The sequence below is a fragment of the Pseudomonas sp. S34 genome (assembly GCF_009866745.1).
In the GTDB taxonomy this organism is placed as follows: Bacteria; Pseudomonadota; Gammaproteobacteria; order Pseudomonadales; family Pseudomonadaceae; genus Aquipseudomonas; species Aquipseudomonas jessenii.
In genome coordinates this window covers 4036852-4063388 of record NZ_CP019398.1, presented here as the reverse complement: position 1 = coordinate 4063388, position 26537 = coordinate 4036852, and the positions used below count along the sequence as shown (strand labels likewise).

Sequence of the window (26537 nt, the reverse complement as noted above, 5' to 3'; positions counted from 1 at the left end):
CTTAGCGGTCCACGTCGGCCATAACGAAATCGATACTACCCAGGTACGCAATCAAGTCCGCGACCATGCTGCCTTTGATCACCGAAGGGATCTGCTGCAAGTGCGGGAAGCTTGGGGTACGAATCCGGGTGCGGTAGCTCATGGTGCCGCCATCGCTCGTCAGGTAATAACTGTTGATGCCCTTGGTCGCTTCGATCATCTGGAAGGATTCGTTGGCCGGCATGACCGGGCCCCACGAAACCTGCAGGAAGTGCGTGATCAAGGTTTCGATGTGCTGCAGGGTGCGCTCTTTCGGCGGCGGCGTGGTCAGCGGGTGATCCGCCTTGTACGGGCCTTCCGGCATGTTGCGCAGGCACTGGTCGATGATCCTGATGCTCTGGCGCATCTCCTCGACACGCACGATGCAGCGGTCGTAGGCATCGCCGTTGGCGGCCAGCGGCACTTCGAATTCGAAGTTCTCGTAGCCCGAGTACGGACGCGCTTTACGCAAGTCGAAATCGCAACCGGTCGAACGCAGGCCGGCACCGGTGACGCCCCATTCCAGGGCCTCTTTGGTGTTGTAGTCGGCGACGCCGATGGTGCGGCCACGCAGGATGCTGTTGTCCAGGGCGGCTTTCTGGTATTCGTCCAGACGCTTTGGCATCCACTCGACGAAGTCCTTGACCAGTTTTTCCCAGCCCCGCGGCAGGTCATGGGCGACGCCACCGATGCGGTACCAGGCCGGGTGCAGGCGGAAACCGGTAATGGCTTCGATCACCGTGTACGCGCGCTGGCGGTCGGTGAAGGTGAAGAACACCGGGGTCATGGCGCCGACGTCCTGGATGTAGGTACCCAGGAACAGCAGGTGGCTGGTGATCCGGAAGAACTCGGCCATCATGATGCGGATGACGTCGACCTTCTCCGGTACCTTGATGCCGGCCAGCTTCTCGACCGAAAGCACGTACGGCAGGTTGTTCATCACGCCGCCGAGGTAGTCGATACGGTCGGTGTACGGGATGAAGCTGTGCCAGGACTGACGCTCGGCCATCTTCTCGGCACCACGGTGGTGGTAACCGACGTCCGGTACGCAGTCGACGATCTCTTCACCGTCCAGCTGCAGGATGATGCGGAACGCACCGTGCGCGGACGGGTGGTTCGGGCCGAGGTTGAGGAACATGTAGTCCTCGTTCGGACCGGAACGCTTCATGCCCCAGTCTTCCGGCTTGAAGCGCGCGGACTCTTCCTCGAGCTGTTGCTTGGCCAGGTTCAGGGTGAACGGGTCGAACTCGGTGGCACGGGCCGGAAAGTCCTTGCGCAGCGGGTGACCTTCCCAGGTCGGCGGCATCATGATGCGCGACAGGTGAGGGTGACCTTTGAAGTCGATGCCGAACATGTCCCAGACTTCACGCTCGTACCAGTTGGCGTTCGGCCAGATGCTGGTGACGGTCGGCAAGCTGAGGTCGCCCTCGGACAAGGCAACCTTGATCATTACGTCACTATTACGTTCGATCGACATCAAGTGATAGAACACGGAGAAGTCGACGCCGTTCGGCAGCCCTTGACGCTTGGTGCGCAGACGCTCGTCCACGCCGTGCAGGTCATAGAGCATGACGTACGGCTTGGGTAGGTTACGCAGGAAGGTCAGGACTTCGACGAGTTTGGCGCGGGCAACCCAAAGCACCGGCATGCCGGTGCGGGTCGGCTGGGCGGTGAACGCCTCCGGGCCAAAACGGTTGTTCAGTTCGACGACCACATCCTGGTCGTCTGCCTTGTAAGGCGGGATGTACAGAGCACTGCCTGTAGTCATGGTTATTTATCGCTTTCGGTCAACGTAAAGAATGAAGCCAGGTTCTCGTTCTATTTAAGAAGCAGATCTGGATCAGACTTCGTCGGGGCTGCGCAGGTTGGTGACTGCGATTCGCTGTTCGCGGCGCTTTTCCTTCTCGGAAGGCATCTCGGCGCGATAGACGCCTTGATCACCAACGACCCAGGAAAGCGGGCGACGCTCCTGTCCAATCGACTCCTGCAACAGCATCAAGCCTTGCAGGAAAGCCTCAGGGCGGGGCGGGCAGCCAGGCACGTAGACGTCCACGGGCAGGAACTTGTCCACCCCTTGAACGACGGAGTAGATGTCGTACATGCCACCGGAGTTGGCGCACGAACCCATGGAGATGACCCATTTAGGCTCGAGCATTTGCTCGTAGAGACGCTGAATGATCGGCGCCATCTTGATGAAGCAGGTACCGGCGATAACCATGAAATCCGCCTGGCGCGGCGATGCCCGGATAACCTCGGCGCCAAAGCGCGCGATGTCGTGGGGCGCCGTGAAGGCGGTGGTCATTTCCACGTAGCAGCACGAAAGACCGAAGTTATACGGCCACAGGGAGTTCTTGCGCCCCCAGTTGATCGTGCCGTTAAGCACGTCTTCGAGCTTGCCCATGAAAATGTTTTTGTGGACTTGATCTTCTAACGGATCGGAAACGGTTTCCCGCTGGCCAATCGGATACTGCTCGTTAGGAGCATCGGGGTCGATCCTGGTGAGATTGTATTGCATTGCCAAAGCCTCATTGTTTCAGCTTCGCTTGCCGCTTGCGCCGAGCTTCCGGAGCCCAGTCAAGGGCGCCCACTCGGAATAGGTAGACAAGGCCTGCCAACAGAATTGCTATGAAAACGAGAGCTTCGACGAATCCGGTCCAGCCGCTTTCGCGGACGGACACAGACCATGCAAAGAGAAAGAGGGCTTCGATATCGAAGATCACGAACAACATCGCGACCAGATAGAATTTGGCTGAGAGCCGCAAGCGGGCGCCACCTGTAGGTAGCATGCCGGACTCGAACGGTTCGTTTTTGCTGCGGCCCCAGGCTTTTGACCCAAGGAGGCTTGAGACGCCCAGCATGAAGGCACAGAGGCCGACGACGCCTAGAAGGAAAATGGCAAAGCCCCAGTTGTGGGCCATGAGTCCTGTCGCTTCGGGCATGCTGGTAATCCTTAACAGAGAGCAAAGGTCTCTGAGCTTGAAAAGAAACAAAAGCAGTGACGATATGTCGCAGCAATCAATCCCGCTGATTTTATGGCTAAACACCCGGCAAGTAAAATTCCTATAGCGAAATTATTTATAGGAATAAGGACATAGCGCGCTTCAAAAGCCCCGCAGGCCTTGCGCCTTGGGCATTAGCCGGCATTTCGTCAATTATGTTTTGTAGGGAATGTAACGAACATAGTTGGCGCTAAATGATAATCAATATTGTTTGGCTTGGTTTTCAAACTGCTTATCCTTCGGATACTCCGGAAGTTGTCTTATATGGGCGTTACAGCAAGTAGCGGCGGAGAGCGTTTTAGCGGATTTTTCTGACGGTCGTAGCACTCTGGATCAATGTTTTTCCAGGTCACCACCATCCCCTGTAGGAGAGAGCCTGCTCGCGATGGTGGTCAACGATGACGCTGGGGGCCTGACACCCCACGGCGTCCTCAGGTTCATCGCGAGCAGGCTCGCTCCTACAGGGGGGGGCGCTCATTGAATCGCAGGCAAAAAAACGCCCCGAACCAGTCGGGGCGTCAGAGGTGCAGCGCTGCGGTTAGCTTTCTATTCGGCCCGCAGCGGCTGATGTCTCAGGCGAAGCAGATCAGTGGAACTGTTCTTCTTCAGTCGAACCGGTCAGTGCGGTTACCGAGGACGAGCCACCCTGGATCACGGTGGTCATGTCGTCGAAGTAGCCGGTGCCCACTTCCTGCTGGTGCGCCACGAAGGTGTAGCCCTTGGAAGCGTCAGCGAATTCCTGCTCTTGCAGCTTCACGTAGGCAGTCATGTCGTTGCGGGCGTAGTCGTGCGCCAGGTTGAACATGCTGTGCCACATGTTGTGAATGCCGGCCAGGGTGATGAACTGGTGCTTGTAACCCATGGCGGACAGTTCGCGCTGGAACTTGGCGATGGTCGCGTCGTCCAGGTTTTTCTTCCAGTTGAAGGAAGGCGAGCAGTTGTACGACAGCAGTTGGTCCGGGTATTCCTTCTTGATCGCTTCAGCGAAGCGACGAGCCTCGTCCAGATCCGGCTTGGCGGTTTCGCACCAGATCAGGTCGGCGTACGGAGCGTAGGCCAGGCCACGGGCGATGGCTTGATCCAGGCCGGCGCGCACTTTGTAGAAACCTTCCTGGGTACGTTCGCCAGTCACGAATGGCTGGTCGTACGGGTCGCAGTCGGACGTCAGCAGGTCAGCGGCGTTAGCGTCGGTACGGGCCAGGATGATGGTCGGAGTACCGGCAACGTCAGCAGCCAGGCGGGCGGCGGTCAGCTTCTGTACGGCTTCCTGGGTAGGAACCAGTACCTTGCCGCCCATGTGGCCGCATTTCTTCACGGAAGCCAGCTGGTCTTCGAAGTGAACGCCGGCGGCGCCTGCTTCGATCATGCTCTTCATCAGCTCGTAAGCGTTCAGTACGCCACCGAAACCGGCTTCGGCGTCAGCCACGATTGGCGCGAAGTAGTCGATGTAGCCGTCGTCGCCCGGGTTCTTGCCGGCTTTCCACTGGATCTGGTCGGCACGACGGAACGAGTTGTTGATGCGCTTGACCACGGTTGGAACCGAGTCCACCGGGTACAGCGACTGGTCCGGGTACATCGATTCGGCGGAGTTGTTGTCCGCAGCCACTTGCCAGCCAGACAGGTAGATCGCCTGGATGCCGGCCTTGACTTGTTGCACAGCCTGGCCGCCGGTCAGGGCGCCCATGCAGTTGACGAAATCTTTCTCAGGACGGAAGGCTGGCTTGGCACCCTGGGTCACCAGGTTCCACAGCTTCTCGGCGCCCATTTTTGCAAAAGTGTGCTCAGGTTGAACCGAGCCACGCAGGCGGACGACGTCAGCAGCGGAGTAAGTGCGTGTCACGCCTTTCCAGCGCGGGTTTTCAGCCCAGTCTTTTTCGAGGGCTGCAATTTGCTGTTCGCGTGTCAGTGCCATGGGAGATAAACCTCGTCGCGTCTTTATGAAAAGTTGTTCTGCGGTGGAAAATTCCTGCGCTCGCTGACCAGAAGCTTAAGCGGTCAAGTCGGATTCGGCGGGGAGGGCGACGGGATGAACGATCGGCTCGAGGGGAAGTGAGCAGGTAAAGGCGAACTGCGGGCGCATTCGGGCGTCGTGGGCCTTGGTGCGAACATCAGTGTGGTGCCGGGTTACCTATTACGCTTCCGTCCCTCGGGACAACTTCGTTCCAGTCGACAACCTCGTCAAACACACCTTGTGGGCGGTACAGACACGAAGCGGTTCGCGGGGTAGGTGCGAACATCGCCTCGAAGGCCCTTGCCAGGGCCTCTGATTAGCGGGAGCGAGGCCATCATGCCTTCGCTTTTTTGGCTCGTCAAACGTTTTGTAGTGCTTTTTTTAAGGCACTACATCTTTGGTCTAATACGACTAGTCAGTCAGTTTTTGGTGCTTTAGTCCAAGGTGTCGACTTTCACCCGCAAAGTCATGTCGTTGCGGCTCTGGGTCGAGTAGCTGCGGGTCAGGCCCTGTTTGTCGGCCTGGGTCTGGCCGTTGACCCCGGCCAGCAGGATCCACTCGCCGAGGTGGCCGGTGACGGTTGTGTCGGTGCTTTGTACGTTCACTACATCGGGACGTTCCTGGCTCATGCGGTCACGGTTGGTACTGATCGACAGGTGGACGATGTCGCCGGTGACGTTTGCGGTGACGTAGAAGCCCTGGGTGACGTTGCGGTATTCGGTCTGGCTGCGCAGGTCGCCGTAGGAATCGGTCTGCGAGCTGGTCAGCGGCACGCTCTGGCCGACCTGGATCAGCGCCGGTGTGCCTTCGCTGGCCTGCACCTGCTGAATGCCGCCGTCACGACTGTCGGTGGTGTAGTTGATGATGCGGGTCTGGCTTGGCTTGGCGCCGTTCACCGAATAACCCTGGTCACCCTGGAAGTTGTTGTCGCTGGTGTCGACGGTGATCAGCAAGCGCTTGGGTGCGGTGTCGAGTTGGGAAAGAAGGGCTTTAAGTTCGTCGATCTTGCGTTGATCGGCGTTGACGATCAATTGATTGCCATAGGCGCTGACCTGTCCGTCCTTGCCGACGAAATCCTGCGCCACCGGCAGCAGGTCGGCACTGGTGTGGTATTTGAGGGGGATGATTTCTGTGGCAGCCAGCACCGAAAAACTGCAGCCGAGCAGTAGGGTGGTGAGCAGGGTGCGTAGGGACATGTCCGTTATCTCCGCGTTCTAAAGGCTTGATATTGCCACTTTGTCGGCCCGGGGTTTGTAGGAGCGAGCTTGCTCGCGATGGGCGTGAACGATAATGCTGGAAGTCTGACACCCCCGCGGTGTTCTCAAGACCATCGCGAGCAGGCTCGCTCCTACAGTTTGTCGGCCCGGGGTGGGGTAAGTTGAATCGTAGACAGCAAAACGCCCCGGTATCCGAAGATAGCGGGGCGTTTTGTGGTGTTCTTCAGGCCGCCATCGCGAGCAAGCTCGCTCCCACAGGGATCGATGGTGTTGCTGAAATCTTCAGCAACTCACAAATCCAATGTGGGAGCGAGCTTGCTCGCGATGGCGGCACCTGGGCCTTATGCCGAATGGCGAACCATGTCCACGTGCGGAATCCCGGCTTCCAGGAACTCCTCACTGACCATGTGAAAGCCCAGCCGTTCATAGAACGCCGTGGCTTGTACCTGGGCGCTGAGCATCTGCTGCTTCAGCCCGCGCTCTTCGGCTTCACCAATCACTGCTTGCATCAGCGCATCGCCGACTTTCAGGCCGCGCCAGTCCTTGAGTACCGATACCCGGCCGACGTGACCGTCAGGCAGCAGGCGGGCGGTGCCAATCGGAAAGTCGCCTTCGAGGGCGAGGAAATGCACGGCCGTTACATCATCGGCATCCCATTCCAGCTCGGGCGGAACGGATTGCTCGGCGACGAACACCGTCTCACGAATGCGCCGGATCTCGGCGTTGTCCTTCTGCCAGTCTGCGACACGTACGTGAATCTTATTCATCGGCAAACCCCAGGCTTCCTTGCTTGACCAGTTCACACAGCAGCCCGCGACCGTCTTCGTCGCTCAGCCAGTCGCCAAGGTTGTCGGCGTGCAGCGCGTCGGCGGCGCAGATCATCTTCAACAATTCGCGCAGTTTGCCCGGCAGGTAACGGCTCTGGCCGCTGGCGAACAGCAGCAGGTCGTCATCGACTTCAGACCACGCCAGGCGTGCGCTCGGGTTGCGAATCAGGATCGCGCCTTGTTCCAGGGCGGACATGAAGTCCTCTTCTTCGACGTCTTCCGGGCCCACCACCAGTTCCGGGTAGCGTGGCTCGGTCATGAACTGGCCGAACCAGGTCAGCAGCAGGCGCTCGTCGCTCATGTGCTCGGCCAGCAGGCCTTTGAGGCGGTCGAGTGCGTCGCGCTGGATCTGGTGAGGATCGGCGGTCGGCAAGGCGTCGGCGTCGGTGTAGCGTTCTTCGTCCGACAGGAACTGGCTGAGGAAGTCGGTGAAGTGGGTCAGCACTTCAGCGGCGCTCGGTGCACGGAAGCCGACCGAGTAGGTCATGCATTCATCAACGGCAACGCCGCAATGGGCCAGGCGCGGTGGCAGGTAGAGCATGTCGCCCGGTTCCAGCACCCATTCATCGGTGGCTTCGAATTCGGAGAGGATGCGCAGGTCGGCGTGGGCCAGCATCGGGCTCTCGGTGTTGCACATCTGGCCGATCTTCCAGTTGCGCTTGCCGTGGCCTTGCAGCAGGAACACGTCGTAGTTGTCGAAGTGCGGACCAACGCTGCCACCCGGTGCGGCGTAGCTGATCATCACGTCGTCGATGCGCCAGCTCGGCAGAAAGCGGAAATTTTCCAGCAGTTCGCTGACTTCCGGGACGAACTGATCCACGGCTTGAACCAGCAGGGTCCAGTCAGTTTCAGGCAGCTTGCTGAATTCATCTTCGGCGAACGGGCCGCGACGCAGTTCCCATGGGCGCTCGCCATTCTCGATGATCAGTCGCGATTCGACTTCTTCTTCCAGCGCCAGGCCGGCCAGTTCGTCGGCGTCGATCGGGCTTTCGAAATCAGGAATGGCCTGACGGATCAGCAGCGGCTTTTTCTGCCAGTAGTCGCGCAGGAATTCCCGTGCCGTGATGCCGCCCAGAAGTTGAAGAGGAATATCAGGATTCATGTGTAACCTATTGAAAAAATGCACTTTTCAGACGGGAATAAAAACGCCCGGCGCGGCCGGGCGTCTTATAAAGGGTCTAGCGGTCGATCAGATGCGTTTGGCTTGTTCTACAGCGTTGCCGATGTAGTTCGCCGGGGTGAGCAATTTCAGCTCGGCCTTGGCGGCGGCTGGCATGTCCAGGCCGTCGATGAAAGTCTGCAGCGCTTCTGGGCTGATGCCCTTGCCGCGGGTCAGTTCTTTCAGCTTTTCGTACGGGTTTTCGATGTTGTAGCGACGCATCACGGTCTGGATCGGCTCGGCCAGTACTTCCCAGCAGGCGTCCAGGTCGGCGGCAATCTTCTGCTCGTTGAGCTCAAGCTTGCTGATGCCCTTGAGGCTGGCTTCGTAAGCGATCACGCTGTGGGCGAAGCCGACACCGAGGTTGCGCAGTACGGTGGAGTCGGTCAGGTCGCGCTGCCAGCGGGAGATCGGCAGTTTGCTCGCCAGGTGCTGGAACAGTGCGTTGGCGATACCCAGGTTGCCTTCGGAGTTTTCGAAGTCGATCGGGTTGACCTTGTGCGGCATGGTCGACGAACCGATTTCGCCAGCGATGGTGCGCTGTTTGAAATAACCCAGGGAGATGTAGCCCCAGATGTCGCGGTCGAAGTCGATCAGGATGGTGTTGAAGCGGGCGATCGCGTCGAACAGCTCGGCAATGTAGTCGTGCGGTTCGATCTGCGTGGTGTACGGGTTGAAGCCCAGGCCCAGCTCGTCTTCGATGAAGGCGCGGGCGTTGGCTTCCCAGTCGATCTCAGGGTAGGCCGACAGGTGGGCGTTGTAGTTGCCGACAGCGCCGTTGATCTTGCCCAGCAGCGGAACGGCAGCGACTTGAGCGATCTGGCGCTCCAGGCGGTAAACCACGTTCGCCAGCTCTTTGCCCAGGGTGGTCGGCGAGGCCGGCTGACCGTGGGTGCGCGACAGCATCGGCACGTCGGCGAAACGGATGGCCAGTTCGCGGATGGCGTTGGCAGTCTGGCGCATCAGCGGCAGCATCACGTCATCACGGCCTTCGCGCAGCATCAGGGCGTGGGACAGGTTGTTGATGTCCTCGCTGGTGCAGGCAAAGTGGATGAATTCACTGACCTTGGCCAGCTCCGGCAACTTGGCCGCTTGCTCTTTGAGCAGGTACTCGATGGCCTTGACGTCGTGGTTGGTGGTGCGCTCGATCTCTTTGACGCGCTCGGCGTGCTCCAGAGAGAAGTTTTCCGCCAGGGTGTTGAGCACAGCGTTGGCTTCGGCGGAGAACGCCGGCACTTCACTGATGGCAGGGTGAGCGGCCAGGCGCTGGAGCCAGCGCACTTCAACCAGAACGCGGGCACGGATCAGGCCGTACTCGCTGAAAATTGGGCGCAGGGCCTGGGTTTTGCCGGCGTAGCGGCCGTCAACAGGGGAAACCGCAGTGAGCGAAGAAAGCTGCATGGGGTGTTCTCGGACAGTCGGGCAACGAAATGGGGCGCGTATCATACATGAAAAAATCCGCCGGTCCGTCGCCAACTGACCGGCGTATTACGCGTATTGCTGAGTTCGGTTCTGTCGATGCGGGTTATTCGTTACGCATCAAGGGGTAAAGCTCTTTGAGCAATTTGCGGCGGCTGATCACCAGTTGCCAGCGATGACCGCCCAATTGCCGCCACAGGCGTGCTGAGCGAATGCCGGCCAGCAGCAGGGCGCGAATTTTCGAGGCGTTGCTCGGTTGTTGCAGGTTGCGCATGTCGCCGTGCACCTGAATGCGCTGGCGCAGCGTGCTCAGGGTGTCCTGATACAGCGCACCGCAGGCGGCGATCACGTTTTCGTGGGCCGGGCCGAAGTGTTCGACCTGGGACTGAATCTGCGGCAGGCGTTTGCCGATCACGTCGAGCATGTCGCCGCGTTTGGCCAGTTGACGCTCAAGGCCGAGCATGGCCAGGGCATAACGCAGTGGCTCGCGCTGCAGGGCACTTGGGTCGCGTTCGAGGGCACCGATCAGCGCGCGGTAGCCTTCGCGCAGGTTGATGTCGTCGCCACCATAGACTTCCAGCGTGTCCTTGGGGTCGCGGATCAGCAGGCTGCCGAGCATGCAGCTCAGGCCGGCTTCGTTGGTCTGGCCGGTCTTGGCGATCCTGTCCACCAGCACCGCGGCGAGAAACACCCCGCCCAGTGCCGTCAGTTGCTCCTGAATCGGGTTCATAGGGCCTGGCCCTTGCTCGTCCACGGCTCGGCTACTTCAATCACGCCGCCGCCTAGGCAGATTTCACCGTCATAGAACACCACGGACTGGCCCGGAGTGACGGCGCGTTGCGGATCATCGAAGGTCGCGCGATATCCGGTGGCGGTTTTTTCCAGGGTGCAGGGCTGGTCGCTCTGGCGATAACGCACCTTGGCGGTCAGTTTGCGCGGCTCGGTCAAATCGATCGGGTTGACCCAATAGATGTCCGAGGCGAGCAGGGCGCGGGAGAACAGGTAAGGGTGATCATTGCCCTGGCCAACGATCAGTTCGTTGTGTTCCAGGTCTTTGATCAGCACATACCACGGCTCGTCGCCGGCGTCTTTCAGGCCGCCGATGCCCAGGCCCTGACGCTGGCCGATGGTGTGGTACATCAAGCCGTGGTGACGGCCGATGACTTCGCCTTCGGTGGTCTTGATCTCGCCCGGTTGCGCCGGCAGGTATTGCTTGAGGAAGTCGCTGAAGCGGCGTTCGCCGATAAAGCAGATCCCGGTGGAATCCTTTTTCTTCGCGGTCGCCAGCTCGTACTTCTCGGCAATGGCGCGCACTTGCGGTTTTTCCAGCTCGCCGACCGGGAACAGGGTCTTGGCGATCTGTTCGCCACCGACGGCGTGCAGGAAGTAGCTCTGGTCCTTGTTCGGGTCCAGGCCCTTGAGCAGTTCGGTGCGACCATCGATGTCGCGACGACGCACGTAGTGGCCGGTGGCGATCAGGTCGGCGCCAAGCATCATGGCGTAGTCGAGGAACGCCTTGAACTTGATTTCGCGGTTGCACAGGATGTCCGGGTTCGGCGTGCGTCCGGCCTTGTATTCGGCCAGGAAATGCTCGAACACGTTGTCCCAGTACTCGGCGGCGAAGTTGGCGGTGTGCAGCTTGATGCCAATCTTGTCGCACACGGCCTGGGCGTCCGCCAGGTCATCCATGGCGGTGCAGTATTCCGTTCCATCGTCTTCTTCCCAGTTCTTCATGAACAGGCCTTCCACCTCATAACCCTGCTCGATCAGCAGGAGGGCGGAAACGGAAGAGTCCACGCCGCCGGACATGCCGACAATGACGCGCTTCTTTTGTGTGTCAGAAGGGGCTGGATCACGCATAGGGATTCAATGAGTGTCTTGAAAAAGGACGCGATTCTAGCAGGCTCAGGCCCGCAAGGCTAAAGAGAAGGACGGATCAATTCGAGGCCGAAGTGTTGGCCTGCCAGATAGTCGTCGATGCAGCGGATGATCAGCTCGCTGCGCCAGTTGTCGCGCTGCTCGATTAATTCCTCACGGGTCAACCACTTGGCGCCGACGATGCCGTCATCCAGTTGATAATCCGCGTGGTGTTTCAGTGGTTTGGCGATGAAGCAGACCCGCTGGTAGGTCACGCCATTGCTCGGGGCGGTGTAGAGGTAAATGCCCAGTACGCCGGTCGGTTCGACGTCCCAGCCGGTTTCCTCGAGGGTTTCGCGCACGGCGGCTTCGGTCAGGGTTTCGTTCGGGTCCAGATGGCCGGCGGGCTGATTGAGCACCACGCGTCCGTGCTTTTGTTCCTCGACCATCAGGAAGCGGCCGTTGTCTTCGACGATGGTGGCGACGGTGATGTGGGGTTGCCAATCCATATGGTTTCCTCGGTTTCCAGTGTTGAAATACAGTCAAATGTGGGAGCGGGCTTGCTCGCGAATGCGGTGGGTCAGTCAACATCGATGTTGAATGATAAACCGCATTCGCGAGCAAGCCCGCTCCCACATGGGGTGTGTGTAAGGTCTGAAAGCACAAACCCCGGCACAGGGCCGGGGTTTGTGATGTTCCCTTACAACCTTAAACCAGCGCAGCGACAGCCGCGTTGAAGGTTGCGCTTGGGCGCATGGCCTTGCTGATCAGCTCGGCGTCGGCGTGGTAGTAACCGCCGATGTCCACGGGCTTGCCCTGAACGGCGTTGAGTTCGGCAACGATGGTCGCCTCGTTCTCGGTCAGGGTCTTGGCCAGGGTCGCGAACTGCGCTTGCAGTGCAGCGTCTTCGGTCTGGGCAGCCAGGGCCTGAGCCCAGTACAGCGCCAGATAGAAGTGGCTGCCGCGGTTGTCGATATTGCCGACTTTGCGCGATGGCGACTTGTTGTTGTCCAGGAACTGGCCGGTGGCCTGGTCCAGGGTCTTGGCCAGAACCAGCGCCTTGGGGTTGTTGTAGGTCACGCCCAGGTGTTCCAGGGATGCGGCCAGGGCCAGGAATTCACCCAGCGAATCCCAGCGCAGGAAGTTTTCTTCCAGCAGTTGCTGAACGTGCTTCGGAGCCGAACCGCCGGCGCCGGTTTCGAACAGGCCACCGCCGTTCATCAGCGGCACGATCGACAGCATCTTGGCGCTGGTGCCCAGTTCCATGATCGGGAACAGGTCGGTCAGGTAGTCGCGCAGTACGTTGCCGGTTACCGAGATGGTGTCCTTGCCTGCGCGGGTGCGCTGCAGGGTGGACTTCATCGCGTCGACCGGGGCCATGATCTGGATGTCCAGGCCGGCAGTGTCGTGATCCTTCAGGTAAGCCTGAACTTTCTCGATCACTACGCCGTCGTGGGCGCGCATCGGGTCCAGCCAGAAGATCGCCGGGGTGCTGCTGGCGCGAGCACGGTTGACGGCCAGTTTGACCCAGTCCTGGATCGGCGCGTCTTTGGTCTGGCACATGCGGAAGATGTCGCCGGCTTCAACAGCCTGTTCCATCAGCAGGTTGCCCTTGCTGTCGGTGACGCGAACAACGCCGTCAGCCTTGATCTGGAAAGTCTTGTCGTGAGAGCCGTACTCTTCGGCTTTCTTCGCCATCAGGCCAACGTTCGGCACGCTGCCCATGGTGGTCGGATCGAACGCACCGTTGGCTTTGCAATCTTCGATCACGGCCTGGTAGATGGTGGCGTAGCAACGATCCGGGATCACGGCTTTGGTGTCGTGCAACTGGCCGTCGGTGCCCCACATCTTGCCGGAGTCACGGATCATTGCCGGCATCGAGGCGTCGACGATCACGTCGCTCGGCACGTGCAGGTTGGTGATGCCTTTGTCGGAGTTGACCATCGCCAGGGAAGGGCGAACGGCGTAGACCGCCTGGATGTCAGCTTCGATCTGCGCTTGCTGCTCGGCAGGCAAAGCCTTGATACGAGCGTACAGGTCGCCGATGCCGTTGTTCAGGTTGAAGCCGATCTGTGCCAGCACGTCAGCGTGCTTGGCCAGTGCGTCTTTATAGAACTCGGCAACGATCTGGCCGAACATGATCGGGTCGGAGACCTTCATCATGGTGGCTTTCAAGTGAACCGACAGCAGCACGCCTTGTGCCTTGGCGTCTTCGATTTCAGCCGCGATGAAGCTGCGCAGGGCGTTTTTGCTCAGTACCGCGCAATCGAGGATCTCACCGGCTTGTACGCTGGTCTTTTCTTTCAGGACGGTAGCGGAGCCGTCTTGGGCGATCAGCTCGATTTTCACGGCGTCAGCGGCGTCGATCAGGGCGGCTTTTTCGCTGCCGTAGAAATCGCCGTTGCTCATGTGCGCGATGTGGGACTTGGAGTCCTTGGCCCAAGCGCCCATTTTGTGCGGGTGCTTGCGTGCGTAGTTCTTGACCGACAACGGTGCGCGGCGGTCGGAGTTGCCTTCGCGCAGGACCGGGTTCACGGCGCTGCCCTTGATCTTGTCGTAACGCGCCTTGGCTTCCTTGTCGGCGTCGCAGGTCACGGTTTCCGGGTAGTCCGGCAGTGCGTAGCCCTGGGCTTGCAGCTCTTTGATCGCGGCTTGCAATTGCGGAACCGAGGCGCTGATGTTCGGCAATTTGATGATGTTGGCTTCAGGCGTAACGGCCAGGGCGCCCAGTTCGGCGAGGTGGTCGGCTACGGCTTTGTCACCCAGTTGCTCGGGGAAGCTGGCCAGGATGCGCCCTGCAAGAGAGATATCGCGGGTTTCAACGGCGATATCAGCCGAGGCGGTGAACGCCTCTACGATAGGCAACAGTGAATAGGTGGCGAGGGCAGGAGCTTCGTCGGTGAAGGTATAGATGATCTTCGAGCGGGTGGGCATATTCGGATTAACTCTCTCTTCTTTGCTAAAGCGTGCGCAGAAACTCGAGGGCGCCGGGTAAGCGCGTTCGTTCAAAGTCATCCATGAGCCGAATATCGAGGTTTCGTTGCTGTGATGTTGGGTGCATCAGTAGGGCGTCAAGTAGCCGGACTGCGATAACAGGCCGGCTTGCCGGGCGGAAAGTCTCATCGTAGAGCACTTCAGCCGTCGTGACCCTGTGGTCAGCGGGCGGCATTATACATAGGTAGCTGGCAATCTGCCGATGGTTCATATGCAACGAATGTCGTCCATTGGTCTAAAGGTCGCAGGGGCGAGCAGGGCGTAAGGTCACTCGTCGTGCTTGGTTTTGGCGCTTTTCCCTTTGCTTTCAGGCTTGTAGCGCGCAAGTTGCAAGGCTTTGCGCCAGATCGATGGAACATAGGGTTTGCGCGCCGATTCAACTGGGTTACGCTCGAACCAAGCCAGATGTTCAATCCAATCAATGGAGTTCAGCATGGGTTACAAGAAGATTCAGGTTCCAGCCGTCGGCGACAAAATCACCGTCAATGCAGACCATTCTCTCAATGTTCCTAATAACCCGATCATCCCCTTCATCGAAGGCGACGGCATTGGTGTCGACATCAGCCCGGTCATGATCAAGGTTGTCGATGCTGCTGTTAAGAAGGCCTACGGTGGCGAACGCAAGATTTCCTGGATGGAAGTGTACGCCGGGGAAAAGGCGACTCAGGTTTACGATCAGGACACCTGGCTGCCTCAGGAAACCCTGGACGCGGTCAAGGATTACGTGGTTTCCATCAAGGGCCCGCTGACCACCCCGGTCGGTGGCGGCATCCGTTCCCTGAACGTGGCCCTGCGTCAGCAACTCGACCTGTACGTCTGCCTGCGCCCGGTGCGCTGGTTCGAAGGCGTGCCTAGCCCGGTCAAGAAGCCAGGCGATGTCGACATGACCATCTTCCGCGAGAACTCCGAAGACATCTACGCGGGCATCGAGTGGAAGGCCGGTACGCCGGAAGCCACCAAGGTCATCAAGTTCCTGAAAGAAGAAATGGGCGTTACCAAGATCCGTTTCGACGAGAACTGCGGTATCGGCGTCAAGCCGGTGTCCCTGCAGGGTACCAAGCGTCTGGCGCGCAAGGCCCTGCAATATGTGGTCGACAACGATCGCGATTCGCTGACCATCGTGCACAAAGGCAACATCATGAAGTTCACCGAAGGTGCCTTCAAGGAATGGGCCTACGAAGTGGCGGCTGAAGAGTTCGGCGCGACCCTGCTCGACGGTGGCCCGTGGATGCAGTTCAAGAACCCGAAAACCGGCAAGAACGTCATCGTCAAGGATGCCATCGCCGACGCCATGCTCCAGCAGATCCTGCTGCGCCCGGCCGAGTACGATGTGATCGCGACCCTGAACCTGAACGGCGACTACCTCTCCGACGCCCTGGCGGCGGAAGTGGGCGGTATCGGTATTGCGCCGGGTGCCAACCTGTCCGACACCGTCGCCATGTTCGAAGCCACCCACGGTACGGCGCCGAAGTACGCCGGCAAGGACCAGGTCAACCCGGGGTCGTTGATCCTGTCGGCTGAAATGATGCTGCGCCACATGGGCTGGACCGAAGCGGCCGACCTGATCATCAAGGGCACCAACGGCGCGATTTCCGCCAAGACCGTGACCTATGACTTCGAGCGTCTGATGGAAGGCGCGAAACTGGTGTCGTCTTCCGGCTTCGGTGATGCGCTGATCTCGCACATGTAAGAAAACGCAGGCACACAAAAACCGCCTGATTCAAGTAGATGAGTCAGGCGGTTTTTTTATGGCGCTATGACGGTGTGGACTTACACTGTAACGGTCTGTTGCGGGGCGGATGCCGTTGCTTTCGAAGCGCCCGCCGGGTTGCCGATGTTGACCGCGTGCAGGCCTTTGGGGCCCTGGATGATATCGAATACGACAGCTTGTCCGGCTTTCAGGGTTTTATAACCTTCCATCTGGATGGCGGAGTAGTGGGCAAACAGGTCTTCTGCCTTGCCGTCCTCATTGATGAAACCGTAACCCTTGGCATTGTTGAACCATTTGACCTTGCCGCTGACCTTGCCGCCTGACATACCCAACTCCCTCTGCAACAGACTCCATCACTGGAGTATCATCCAGTACATCCGCAGTCGAATCTGTAAATAAGATTGACTCCGCGGACCTTTTTTACCCACTGTGGGCTCTATTGGTTGTAACACCGTTTTGCCGATAGTCAAGCTGACCCGGCAGTCGGAGTTGAAATCGCTGATAGCCGCCCCCACCACTGTATTTGAACAACTGACGAACCTTTCTTTCCATGCATGCAATCAGCCAGATTCGACTAACATTCAATCAGGATCGCCCGACTCTCCAGAAGGATCGCCCGGAGGAACACGACGACGATTCCGCAGGCATTGCTGTTCAGGAGGCCAAGCCTGCTTTACAGGCGCCGCCGATGTACAAGGTGGTTTTGTTCAATGATGACTACACACCGATGGATTTCGTCGTCGAAGTGCTCGAGGTGTTTTTTAACCTGAATCGCGAGCTGGCGACCAAGGTCATGCTGGCCGTCCACACAGAAGGACGGGCAGTATGTGGAGTGTTTACCCGCGACATCGCCGAGACCAAGGCCATGCAGGTCAACCAGTACGCCAGGGAAAGCCAGCATCCGCTACTCTGTGAAATCGAGAAGGACGGTTAATCGCCGGACACTTGGGTATGAGGTGAAGCTATGTTAAACCGCGAGCTCGAAGTCACCCTCAATCTTGCCTTCAAGGAAGCTCGTTCGAAGCGTCATGAGTTCATGACCGTCGAGCACCTCTTGCTGGCCCTATTGGACAATGAGGCTGCCGCCACCGTTCTGCGTGCGTGCGGCGCAAACCTCGACAAACTCAAGCATGACCTGCAGGAGTTCATCGACTCCACCACGCCATTGATCCCCGTGCATGACGAGGATCGCGAAACCCAGCCAACCCTGGGCTTCCAGCGTGTGCTGCAACGTGCTGTGTTTCACGTACAGAGCTCGGGCAAACGCGAAGTGACTGGCGCCAACGTGCTGGTCGCGATCTTCAGTGAGCAAGAGAGTCAGGCGGTGTTCCTGCTGAAACAGCAGAGCGTTGCCCGTATAGATGTCGTCAACTACATCGCCCATGGCATTTCCAAAGTGCCGGGGCATGGCGATCACTCTGAAGGTGAGCAAGATATGCAGGACGACGAGGGCGGTGAGTCTTCTTCCTCAGGCAATCCCCTGGATGCTTATGCCAGCAACCTCAACGAACTCGCGCGCCAGGGTCGCATCGATCCGCTGGTGGGGCGTGAGCTGGAAGTCGAGCGCGTTGCGCAGATCCTGGCGCGTCGGCGCAAAAACAATCCGCTGCTGGTGGGCGAGGCGGGCGTGGGTAAAACCGCGATTGCCGAAGGCCTGGCCAAGCGCATTGTCGACGACCAGGTACCGGACCTGCTGGCCAACAGCGTGGTTTACTCTCTTGATCTCGGCGCGTTGCTGGCCGGGACCAAATACCGTGGCGATTTCGAGAAGCGCTTCAAGGCGTTGCTCAATGAACTGAAAAAACGTCCGCAGGCGATTCTGTTCATCGACGAGATCCACACCATCATTGGTGCGGGTGCCGCGTCCGGTGGCGTCATGGATGCCTCGAACCTGCTCAAGCCGCTGCTGTCCTCGGGTGATATCCGTTGCATCGGTTCAACCACCTTCCAGGAATTCCGCGGCATCTTCGAGAAGGACCGTGCCTTGGCCCGGCGCTTCCAGAAGGTCGATGTGTCGGAGCCTTCGGTGGAAGACACCATTGGCATTCTGCGCGGCCTGAAAGGGCGTTTCGAAAGCCATCACAATATCGAATACAGTGATGAGGCCCTGCGCGCGGCTGCCGAACTGGCCTCGCGTTACATCAACGACCGTCATATGCCGGACAAGGCCATCGATGTCATCGACGAGGCGGGTGCCTATCAGCGCCTGCAACCGGTCGAGAAGCGTGTGAAGCGCATCGAAGTGCCGCAAGTCGAGGACATCGTCGCGAAAATCGCGCGGATTCCGCCAAAACACGTCACCAGTTCCGACAAGGAGCTGCTGCGTAACCTCGAGCGTGACCTGAAGTTGACCGTGTTCGGTCAGGATGCCGCTATCGACTCGCTGGCAACTGCGATCAAGCTGTCCCGTGCCGGCCTCAAGTCCCCTGACAAGCCTGTCGGTTCGTTCCTGTTCGCAGGGCCTACCGGTGTCGGTAAGACCGAAGCGGCGCGTCAGTTGGCCAAGGCCTTGGGTGTCGAGTTGATTCGTTTCGACATGTCCGAGTACATGGAGCGCCACACCGTATCGCGTCTGATCGGTGCGCCTCCTGGTTATGTCGGGTTCGATCAGGGCGGTCTGCTCACCGAAGCCATCACCAAGCAGCCACACTGCGTGTTGTTGCTCGATGAAATCGAAAAGGCGCATCCGGAAGTCTTCAACCTGCTGCTGCAGGTCATGGACCACGGTACGTTGACCGATAACAACGGGCGCAAAGCGGATTTCCGTAACGTGATCGTCATCATGACGACCAACGCCGGTGCCGAGACCGCAGCCCGCGCTTCGATCGGTTTCACCTATCAGGATCACTCGTCCGATGCGATGGAAGTGATCAAGAAGAGCTTCACGCCGGAATTCCGCAACCGTCTGGACACCATCATCCAGTTTGGTCGCCTCAGTCATGAGGTTATCAAGAGCGTGGTGGACAAGTTCCTTACCGAGCTTCAGGCGCAACTGGAAGACAAGCGAGTGTTGCTGGAAGTCACCGATGCGGCCCGCAACTGGCTGGCCGAAGGTGGTTATGACGCGGCGATGGGGGCTCGCCCAATGGCTCGCCTGATCCAGGACAAGATCAAGCGTCCGCTGGCGGAGGAGATTCTCTTTGGCGAACTGGCCGAGCATGGCGGTGTGGTACACATCGACATCAAGGACGGGGAGCTGACCTTCGAGTTCGAGACCACGGCCGAGATGGCCTGACGTTCAAAAGCAAAACAAAAAGGCGCCGAGAGGCGCCTTTTTGCTGTCTGTTGATCGGCATATCCGCTGTCTGTAGGAGCGAGCCTGAACTGGCCTAATAATTCCGGACACCTCTTAAGGGCGATATGATTTCGCCAACTTGGAGGTTCCATGAACGAAAGAAAGGTCTATACCCGCGAGTTCAAGCTGCATGCTGCCAGCATGGTGCTTGATGATAACTGCCCGGTTCCAGACGTTTGTGCATCGCTGGATATCGGGCCCACCGCTTTACGGCGCTGGGTCGATCAGGTTCGCAAGGAGCGCGAGGGGCAGCCAGTTAAAGGCACTAAGGCGATTACCGAAGATCAACGCCAGATCCAGGAACTGAAGGCCAAGATCAAGCGCATGGAAATGGAAGCCGAGATCTTAAAAAAGGCTACCGCTCTCTTGATGTCGGATCCCGATCGTTTTCGATGATTGCGGAACTAAGAGAGTCGTTCCCGACTGCCATTGTGTGTCGTGTTTTCGATGTGAAGCGCAGCAGCTTTTATGAGTGGCTTCAGCGGCGAGCCAAACCGCGGATCAGACGCGAAGAACTCAAGCTGAAAGTGGTTGAACTGCACAGCGAAAGCCGGGAAGCCATGGGTTCCAGAATGATCAGCAAGAACCTGAAGTCCCAAAACATCGCGATCGGAAGAGGCCTTGTCAGAACGCTAATGAGGGAGGCCAACATTGTCAGTAAACAACGCCAGCCTCACCCATTCAGATCCAAAGGTGTTGAAGCATTTGTCGTGCCCAATCGGCTCAAACGCAATTTTAAGCCGGCTGCAGTCGATCAGGTCTGGTGTGGCGACGTGACCAGCTTGATGGTGGGTGAGCGCTGGGTTCATCTGGCCATCGTGATCGATTTGTTTGCTCGCCGCGTCATTGGCTGGGCGTTTTCGCTGGTCAATGACGCCAACTTGGTCAGCAAGGCGCTACGCATGGCAATAGAGGTTCGAATGTGTCCTCCGGGACTGATGTTCCATTCGGATCAGGGCTGTCAGTACACCAGCCGCAAGTTTCAGGAAGAACTGAAGCGTCGAGACATATTGCAAAGCATGAGTCATCGCGGGCAGTGTTGGGACAACGCTCCAACAGAGCGATTTTTTGGCACGCTGAAATCAGAATGGGTGCCTCGTAGTGGCTACAGCAAGATCGAGGAAGCAAAAACCGATATGGTGCGCTTCTTCATGTACTACAACCGCACGAGGCTCCACAGCTACAACAACTATCTGTCGCCAATAGCCATGGAGCAAAAGGCGGCATAAGCACCGTAACCGGTGTCCGGGATTACTTGACCGGTTCAGCCTGCTCGCGATGGTCGTTAACGATGACGCGGGAAGTCTGGTTTCACGTGGCGCCCTCGGGTTTTTCGCGAGCAGGCTCGCTCCTACAGGGGGGAGGTAAATTACAGACAAACAAAAACGCCCGGCATAAGCCGGGCGTTTTGTATTGACTTGCTTAGCGAGTGAGCCCTATCTCTGTAGGAGCGAGCTTGCTCGCGATGTTCGTCAATGATGATGCGGGGACTCTGACTTGACGCGGTACCGTCAGGTTTTTCGCGAGCAGGCTCGCTCCAACCTTATCGAGCGCGGTAAGTGATGCGCCCTTTGCTCAAGTCATAAGGAGTCAGCTCTACGCGCACTTTGTCGCCGGTAAGAATACGGATGTAGTTCTTGCGCATCTTGCCGGAGATGTGCGCGGTTACGACGTGCCCATTTTCCAACTCCACACGAAACATGGTGTTGGGCAGGGTGTCGACGACAGTGCCTTCCATTTCGAAGCTGTCTTCTTTCGACATGCAGTAAAGCCCTCGGTGTCCAATGAATGGCCCGGTGCAACTGCGCCAGGCAAAAGCGGCGTGCATTGTGCCCGAAAAATGGGGTTTAAGCCAAGGGGTTTAGGGCCGGCTCTAGTTTAGAACCACCCAGCGCTGATTAATCAGCAACTCGATAGGGCGATATTGAGTCTTGTAGTTCATTTTTTTGCAGTTTTTGATCCAGTAGCCGAGGTAGACCGCATCCAGCCCCAGCCGCCTGGCCTCGGCGATTTGCCACAGGATCGCATAGCGCCCAAGGCTGCGACGCTCTTCGGAGGGTTCGTAGAAGGTGTAGACCGCCGAAAGACCGTTCGGCAGTAAATCGGTGACGGCGACGGCCAGCAGCCGGCCATTCAGGCGAAATTCATAAAATCTTGAAAACGGCAGGTCCCGCACCAGGAATGTCGAAAACTGGTCGCGACTCGGCGGGTACATGTCGCCATCGGCGTGACGCTGTTCGATATAGCGCTGGTAGAGGTCGAAGTATTCTTCGTTGAAACCGGGCTTGGCTGGACGTACCTGCAAATCCACGTTGCGCTTGAAGATGCGTTTCTGTTGCCGGTTGGGCGTGAACTGTCCCACGGGAATGCGCGCCGGAACGCAGGCATTGCAATTCTGGCAATGCGGCCGATAGAGATGATCGCCACTGCGACGAAACCCCATCTCCGACAGGTCTGCATAGACATGCACATCCATGGGCTGGCTAGGATCGAGGAACAGGGTTGTGGCCTGCTCCTCCGGCAGATAACTGCAAGAGTGCGGCTGAGTGGCATAGAACTTCAATCGCGCCAACTCGGTCATGATCAACCCTCGGGATAATGCTTTTGAATAAGTGTAAGCCACCTGCGCAAAAGTCGCTCAGCAAACCCAGCTAGCGCGATTGGGCTGGTCCAGATGCCTGGCCAGATAGTTGGCAAATTCATGGCGGGGTATCGCCCGGGCTCCGAGACTGTGCAGGTGATCGGTGGGCATCTGGCAATCGATCAGTACAAAACCCGAGTCTTTCAGATGCCGCACCAGTGTGGCAAAGCCGAATTTCGAGGCGTTGTCAGCGAGGCTGAACATGGACTCGCCGAAAAACAGCTGGCCCATTGCCAGGCCGTAGAGTCCGCCCACCAGTTCGTCCCCGTCCCACACTTCCACCGAGTGCGCGTGGCCACGCCTGTGCAGTTCGATGTAGGCGTCCTGCATGGCCTCGGTGATCCAGGTGCCGTCGGCGTAATCCCGGGGCGCGGCACAGGCGCGGATGACGGCGGCGAAGTCCTGGTCAAAGGTCACTTGATAGCGTTGCTGGCGTAGCAGTTTGTTCAGGCTGCGCGAGACGTGCAATTCGTCGGGAAACAGCACCGTACGCGGGTCCGGAGACCACCAGAGGATTGGCTGGCCCTCGGAAAACCAGGGGAAGCAGCCGTGGCGATAGGCCGAGATCAGCCGATCGGCGGACAGATCACCACCGGCAGCCAGCAGCCCGTTGGGGTCGCGCATGGCCTTTTCCAGTGGAGGGAAATGCAAGGTATTGCGTTGTAACCAAGTCAGCATGGCATCCGGGCTTGCAGAAGGGGAGGGCAGTGGCGGGTGTTGGCCCGCCATAAAGTTTGCCTTCAAACGGTTGGAATGTCGTCCAGGTATTTTTCAGCGTCCAGCGCCGCCATGCAACCGGCACCGGCAGATGTAACGGCCTGGCGATAAACGTGGTCGGCCACGTCACCGGCGGCAAACACACCTGCAATCGCCGTAGCGGTGGCATCGCCTTCGCTGCCACCCTTGACCAGCAGATACCCGTCGCGCATTTCCAGCTGGCCTGTGAACAGGTCGGTGTTGGGTTTATGGCCGATGGCGATAAACACCCCGGCCAGCGGCAGCTCCCGGGTTTCACCCGTGTGACTGTCCCGCAGGCGGGCACCGGTCACGCCGCTGGCATCGCCGAGCACTTCGTCCAGGTTTTGGTTCCAGTGCAGGCGAACATTGCCGTTGGCGGCCTTTTCAAAGAGTTTGTCCTGGAGGATTTTCTCCGAGCGCAGTTTGTCGCGCCGATGGATCAGGTGCACTTCTTTGGCGATGTTCGACAGGTACAAGGCTTCCTCGACCGCCGTGTTGCCGCCGCCGACCACGGCAACCACTTGATTGCGATAGAAAAATCCATCACAGGTCGCGCACGCCGAAACCCCTTTGCCGGCGAACGCTTCTTCCGACGGCAGGCCCAGGTATTGCGCGGAGGCGCCGGTGGCAATGATCAAGGCGTCGCAGGTGTAGGTGCCGCCATCGCCGATCAGCTCGAACGGTCGTTGTTGCAACTTGGCGGTATGGATGTGGTCGTAAACGATCTCGGTGGCAAAGCGTTCGGCGTGTTTTTGCATGCGATCCATCAGCACCGGTCCGGTCAGGCCTTCAACGTCGCCTGGCCAGTTATCCACTTCGACGGTGGTGGTGAGCTGGCCGCCTGCCTGGATGCCGGTAATGACAACCGGCTTGAGGTTGGCGCGGGCGGCATAAACTGCCGCGCTGTAACCGGCAGGGCCGGAGCCCAGGATAATCAGGCGGGAATGCTTCGCTTCACTCATAAAAAACACCTCATAAGCCTTTGTCACCAAAGAGAATGCATGCTCAAATTGAATGGCATGTCATGTGCTGTTGACTATGCTGCATCCAAGGGTCTCAAGCATGGCGTCGTGCGTACAAACCCGTACAATGCCCTGCGTGTTACATATATTCAGTGTGCGCCGTGTTTATAGAAACAGGGGTGCAGTGTTAAAAGTAGTCCCGGTTACACGTGTTAACTTTATTACCTGCCTGGATTGGGCAGTTTTTTCGCGGTTTTTATAGACATTCACCAGATGGACGCGCCATTGGCGCAGGAAAAGAAGCGTTTTGAAGAAATCCACCGCAGCACCCAAACCAGCCGTCGTGCCGCTCTGGCGCCAGCACTTGCACTACCGACTCAAGGAAGGTGCGCTGATCGCCATCGGTGCCTTGTGCCTGTTCCTGATGATGGCCTTGTTGACCTATGGCAAGGATGATCCGGGCTGGAGCCATAACAGCAAGATCGACGACGTGCAGAACTTCGGCGGACCAGCGGGCTCCTACAGCGCCGATATCCTGTTCATGGTGCTGGGTTACTTCGCCTACATCTTTCCGTTGCTGCTGGCCATCAAGGCGTACCAGATCTTCCGCCAGCGTCACGAACCGTGGCAGTGGAGCGGGTGGCTGTTCTCCTGGCGCCTGATCGGCCTGGTGTTCCTGGTGCTGTCGGGCGCCGCTCTGGCCCATATCCATTTTCATGCCGCGACCGGTCTGCCGGCCGGTGCGGGCGGTGCGCTGGGGGAAAGCCTCGGCGAACTGGCCAGGAACGCCCTGAATATCCAGGGCAGTACGCTGTTGTTCATTGCGTTATTCCTGTTCGGCCTGACCGTGTTTACCGACCTGTCGTGGTTCAAGGTGATGGACATCACCGGCAAGATCACCCTCGACCTGTTCGAACTGTTCCAGGGCGCCGCCAATCGCTGGTGGGCGGCCCGTACCGAGCGCAAACAGCTGGTTGCCCAGTTGCGTGAAGTCGACGACCGTATGGATGAAGTGGTTGCGCCGACCGTCACCGACAAACGCGAGCAGGCCAAGGTCAAGGAGCGCCTGATCGAACGTGAGCAAGCCCTGAGCAAGCACATGTCCGAGCGCGAGAAGCAGGTGCCGCCGGTGATTGCGCCCGCGCCGCCAAAGCCCGCCGCACCGAGCAAACGCGTCGAAAAAGAGAAGCAGGCGCCGCTGTTCGTCGACAGCGCCGTGGAAGGCACCTTGCCGCCGATTTCGATTCTCGATCCGGCGGAAAAGAAACAACTCAATTACTCGCCTGAATCCCTGGCTGCGGTTGGCCACTTGCTGGAAATCAAGCTCAAGGAATTCGGCGTTGAAGTCGCAGTGGATTCGATCCACCCGGGCCCGGTGATCACCCGTTACGAAATCCAGCCGGCGGCCGGGGTAAAAGTCAGCCGAATCTCCAACCTGGCCAAAGACCTGGCCCGTTCCCTGGCCGTGACCAGCGTGCGCGTGGTGGAAGTGATTCCGGGCAAGACCACGGTCGGTATCGAGATTCCCAACGAAGATCGGCAGATCGTGCGTTTCTCCGAGGTGTTGTCGACTCCGGAGTACGACAACTTCAAATCCCCGGTCACCCTGGCCCTGGGCCATGACATCGGCGGCAAGCCGGTCATCACCGACCTTGCGAAAATGCCGCACTTGCTGGTCGCCGGTACCACCGGTTCCGGTAAGTCGGTGGGTGTGAACGCGATGATCCTGTCGATCCTGTTCAAGTCTGGCCCGGAAGACGCCAAGCTGATCATGATCGACCCGAAAATGCTGGAACTGTCGATCTACGAAGGCATTCCGCACCTGCTGTGCCCGGTTGTCACCGACATGAAGGACGCCGCCAACGCCCTGCGCTGGAGCGTTGCCGAGATGGAGCGACGCTACAAGTTGATGGCCAAGATGGGGGTGCGAAACCTGTCGGGCTTCAACGCCAAGGTCAAGGAAGCCCAGGACGCCGGCGAGCCGTTGAGCGATCCGCTGTACAAGCGCGAAAGCATCCACGACGAAGCGCCACTGCTGCAGAAGCTGCCGACCATTGTGGTCGTAGTCGACGAATTCGCCGACATGATGATGATCGTCGGCAAGAAGGTTGAAGAACTGATCGCCCGTATCGCGCAAAAGGCTCGTGCGGCCGGTATCCACTTGATCCTTGCGACCCAGCGTCCGTCGGTGGATGTGATCACCGGTCTGATCAAGGCCAACATCCCGACCCGCATGGCGTTCCAGGTATCGAGCAAGATCGACTCGCGGACCATCATCGACCAGGGCGGCGCCGAACAACTGCTGGGCCACGGTGACATGCTCTACATGCCGCCGGGTACCAGCCTGCCGATTCGTGTTCACGGTGCTTTCGTGTCCGACGATGAGGTTCACCGTGTGGTGGAAGCCTGGAAGCTGCGGGGTGCGCCGGAATACAACGACGACATCCTCAATGGCGTCGAAGAGGCGGGCAGCGGCTTTGAAGGCAGCAGCGGTGGCGGCGACGGTGACGATCCCGAGGCCGACGCGCTGTACGACGAAGCGGTCCAGTTCGTGCTGGAAAGCCGTCGTGCCTCCATTTCCGCGGTTCAGCGCAAGCTGAAGATCGGCTACAACCGCGCTGCGCGCATGATCGAAGCCATGGAAATGGCCGGGGTCGTGACGTCCATGAACACCAACGGTTCGCGAGAAGTCCTGGCCCCGGGGCCGGTGCGCGACTGACCCGAGTATGAAAGGGGGGCGCCTTTGCGC

At 58.8% G+C, this 26537-nt stretch carries 24 protein-coding genes; 6 read left to right on the top strand and 18 right to left on the bottom strand.

Annotated elements, in window-relative coordinates:
- Position 1 precedes the first annotated feature (1 nt).
- The 13 genes from nuoC to PspS34_RS28320 form a co-directional block, all read right to left on the bottom strand.
- Positions 2-1786: an NADH-quinone oxidoreductase subunit C/D gene (gene nuoC, locus PspS34_RS18155; RefSeq protein ID WP_057714159.1), complete on the bottom strand. Its 1785-nt coding sequence runs from the start codon at positions 1784-1786 to the stop codon at positions 2-4.
- 72 nt (positions 1787-1858) lie between these two features.
- The gene (locus PspS34_RS18150; RefSeq protein WP_046037844.1) at positions 1859-2533 is read right to left on the bottom strand and encodes an NADH-quinone oxidoreductase subunit B; all 675 of its coding nucleotides are present in this window, start codon (positions 2531-2533) and stop codon (positions 1859-1861) included.
- Between the two features lie 10 nt (positions 2534-2543).
- Positions 2544-2957: an NADH-quinone oxidoreductase subunit A gene (locus PspS34_RS18145; RefSeq protein ID WP_003223812.1), complete on the bottom strand. Its 414-nt coding sequence runs from the start codon at positions 2955-2957 to the stop codon at positions 2544-2546.
- 646 nt (positions 2958-3603) lie between these two features.
- On the bottom strand, positions 3604-4929 hold the full coding sequence (gene aceA, locus PspS34_RS18140) for an isocitrate lyase (RefSeq protein ID WP_034146910.1): 1326 nt from the start codon (positions 4927-4929) through the stop codon (positions 3604-3606).
- 473 nt (positions 4930-5402) lie between these two features.
- On the bottom strand, positions 5403-6164 hold the full coding sequence (locus tag PspS34_RS18135; protein WP_150812618.1) for a secretin N-terminal domain-containing protein: 762 nt from the start codon (positions 6162-6164) through the stop codon (positions 5403-5405).
- Positions 6165-6526: 362 nt separating this feature from the next.
- A complete protein-coding gene (locus PspS34_RS18130; RefSeq protein ID WP_150812619.1) occupies positions 6527-6952 on the bottom strand; it encodes a GNAT family N-acetyltransferase in 426 nt (141 codons plus the stop codon).
- Complete coding sequence (locus tag PspS34_RS18125; protein ID WP_008053451.1) at positions 6945-8114, bottom strand: cupin domain-containing protein; 1170 nt, start codon at positions 8112-8114, stop codon at positions 6945-6947. Before PspS34_RS18125 ends, PspS34_RS18130 begins: the two co-directional genes overlap by 8 nt.
- 87 nt (positions 8115-8201) lie before the next feature.
- Complete coding sequence (gene purB, locus PspS34_RS18120; RefSeq protein WP_007972090.1) at positions 8202-9572, bottom strand: adenylosuccinate lyase; 1371 nt, start codon at positions 9570-9572, stop codon at positions 8202-8204.
- Positions 9573-9696: 124 nt separating this feature from the next.
- Positions 9697-10320, bottom strand: coding sequence for a high frequency lysogenization protein HflD (hflD, locus tag PspS34_RS18115; protein WP_057714163.1), 624 nt, complete (start codon positions 10318-10320; stop codon positions 9697-9699).
- Positions 10317-11450, bottom strand: coding sequence for a tRNA 2-thiouridine(34) synthase MnmA (gene mnmA / locus PspS34_RS18110; protein WP_150812620.1), 1134 nt, complete (start codon positions 11448-11450; stop codon positions 10317-10319). The genes hflD and mnmA overlap by 4 nt, the downstream gene beginning before the upstream one ends.
- 59 nt (positions 11451-11509) lie before the next feature.
- A complete protein-coding gene (locus PspS34_RS18105) occupies positions 11510-11956 on the bottom strand; it encodes an NUDIX hydrolase (RefSeq protein WP_154861345.1) in 447 nt (148 codons plus the stop codon).
- A 199-nt stretch (positions 11957-12155) separates the two neighbouring features.
- On the bottom strand, positions 12156-14381 hold the full coding sequence (locus tag PspS34_RS18100; protein WP_154861344.1) for an NADP-dependent isocitrate dehydrogenase: 2226 nt from the start codon (positions 14379-14381) through the stop codon (positions 12156-12158).
- A gap of 327 nt (positions 14382-14708) precedes the next feature.
- Positions 14709-14876, bottom strand: a complete 168-nt coding sequence (locus PspS34_RS28320) for a hypothetical protein (RefSeq protein ID WP_167362871.1) — start codon at positions 14874-14876, stop codon at positions 14709-14711.
- On the opposite strand from PspS34_RS28320, the gene icd reads away from it, so the two are divergent.
- Positions 14875-16131, top strand: a complete 1257-nt coding sequence (gene icd, locus PspS34_RS18095; RefSeq protein ID WP_007972065.1) for an NADP-dependent isocitrate dehydrogenase — start codon at positions 14875-14877, stop codon at positions 16129-16131. The two genes, PspS34_RS28320 and icd, sit on opposite strands and share 2 nt — an antisense overlap.
- Before the next feature lie 80 nt (positions 16132-16211).
- On the opposite strand, the gene cspD is transcribed toward icd, so the two are convergent.
- The gene (gene cspD / locus PspS34_RS18090; RefSeq protein WP_154861343.1) at positions 16212-16478 is read right to left on the bottom strand and encodes a cold shock domain-containing protein CspD; all 267 of its coding nucleotides are present in this window, start codon (positions 16476-16478) and stop codon (positions 16212-16214) included.
- 224 nt (positions 16479-16702) lie between these two features.
- Between cspD and clpS the strand changes: the two genes are divergently transcribed.
- The 4 genes from clpS (at position 16703) to PspS34_RS18075 (ending at position 20676) form a co-directional block, all read left to right on the top strand.
- Positions 16703-17086: an ATP-dependent Clp protease adapter ClpS gene (clpS, locus tag PspS34_RS18085; RefSeq protein ID WP_020799529.1), complete on the top strand. Its 384-nt coding sequence runs from the start codon at positions 16703-16705 to the stop codon at positions 17084-17086.
- 30 nt (positions 17087-17116) lie between these two features.
- Positions 17117-19387, top strand: a complete 2271-nt coding sequence (gene clpA / locus PspS34_RS18080; protein ID WP_057714168.1) for an ATP-dependent Clp protease ATP-binding subunit ClpA — start codon at positions 17117-17119, stop codon at positions 19385-19387.
- Positions 19388-19537: 150 nt separating this feature from the next.
- Entirely contained in the window at positions 19538-19843 is a 306-nt protein-coding gene (locus PspS34_RS28675) for an IS3 family transposase (RefSeq protein WP_008047186.1), read from the top strand.
- Positions 19840-20676, top strand: coding sequence for an IS3 family transposase (locus tag PspS34_RS18075; protein ID WP_223509062.1), 837 nt, complete (start codon positions 19840-19842; stop codon positions 20674-20676). Before PspS34_RS28675 ends, PspS34_RS18075 begins: the two co-directional genes overlap by 4 nt.
- A 314-nt stretch (positions 20677-20990) precedes the next feature.
- Here the strand turns inward: PspS34_RS18075 and infA are convergent, their stop codons facing one another.
- The 4 genes from infA to trxB form a co-directional block, all read right to left on the bottom strand.
- The gene (infA, locus tag PspS34_RS18070) at positions 20991-21209 is read right to left on the bottom strand and encodes a translation initiation factor IF-1 (RefSeq protein ID WP_002553999.1); all 219 of its coding nucleotides are present in this window, start codon (positions 21207-21209) and stop codon (positions 20991-20993) included.
- A 111-nt stretch (positions 21210-21320) separates the two neighbouring features.
- Positions 21321-22028 carry an arginyltransferase gene (locus PspS34_RS18065; protein WP_057714169.1) on the bottom strand — a complete coding sequence of 236 codons (708 nt, stop codon included), beginning with the start codon at positions 22026-22028 and terminating at the stop codon, positions 21321-21323.
- 57 nt (positions 22029-22085) lie between these two features.
- The gene (gene aat, locus PspS34_RS18060) at positions 22086-22766 is read right to left on the bottom strand and encodes a leucyl/phenylalanyl-tRNA--protein transferase (RefSeq protein ID WP_057714170.1); all 681 of its coding nucleotides are present in this window, start codon (positions 22764-22766) and stop codon (positions 22086-22088) included.
- Positions 22767-22828: 62 nt separating this feature from the next.
- Positions 22829-23788 carry a thioredoxin-disulfide reductase gene (gene trxB / locus PspS34_RS18055; RefSeq protein WP_057714171.1) on the bottom strand — a complete coding sequence of 320 codons (960 nt, stop codon included), beginning with the start codon at positions 23786-23788 and terminating at the stop codon, positions 22829-22831.
- Between the two features lie 307 nt (positions 23789-24095).
- On the opposite strand from trxB, the gene PspS34_RS18050 reads away from it, so the two are divergent.
- Entirely contained in the window at positions 24096-26507 is a 2412-nt protein-coding gene (locus PspS34_RS18050) for a DNA translocase FtsK (RefSeq protein ID WP_057714172.1), read from the top strand.
- The last annotated feature ends 30 nt before the right edge of the window (positions 26508-26537 follow it).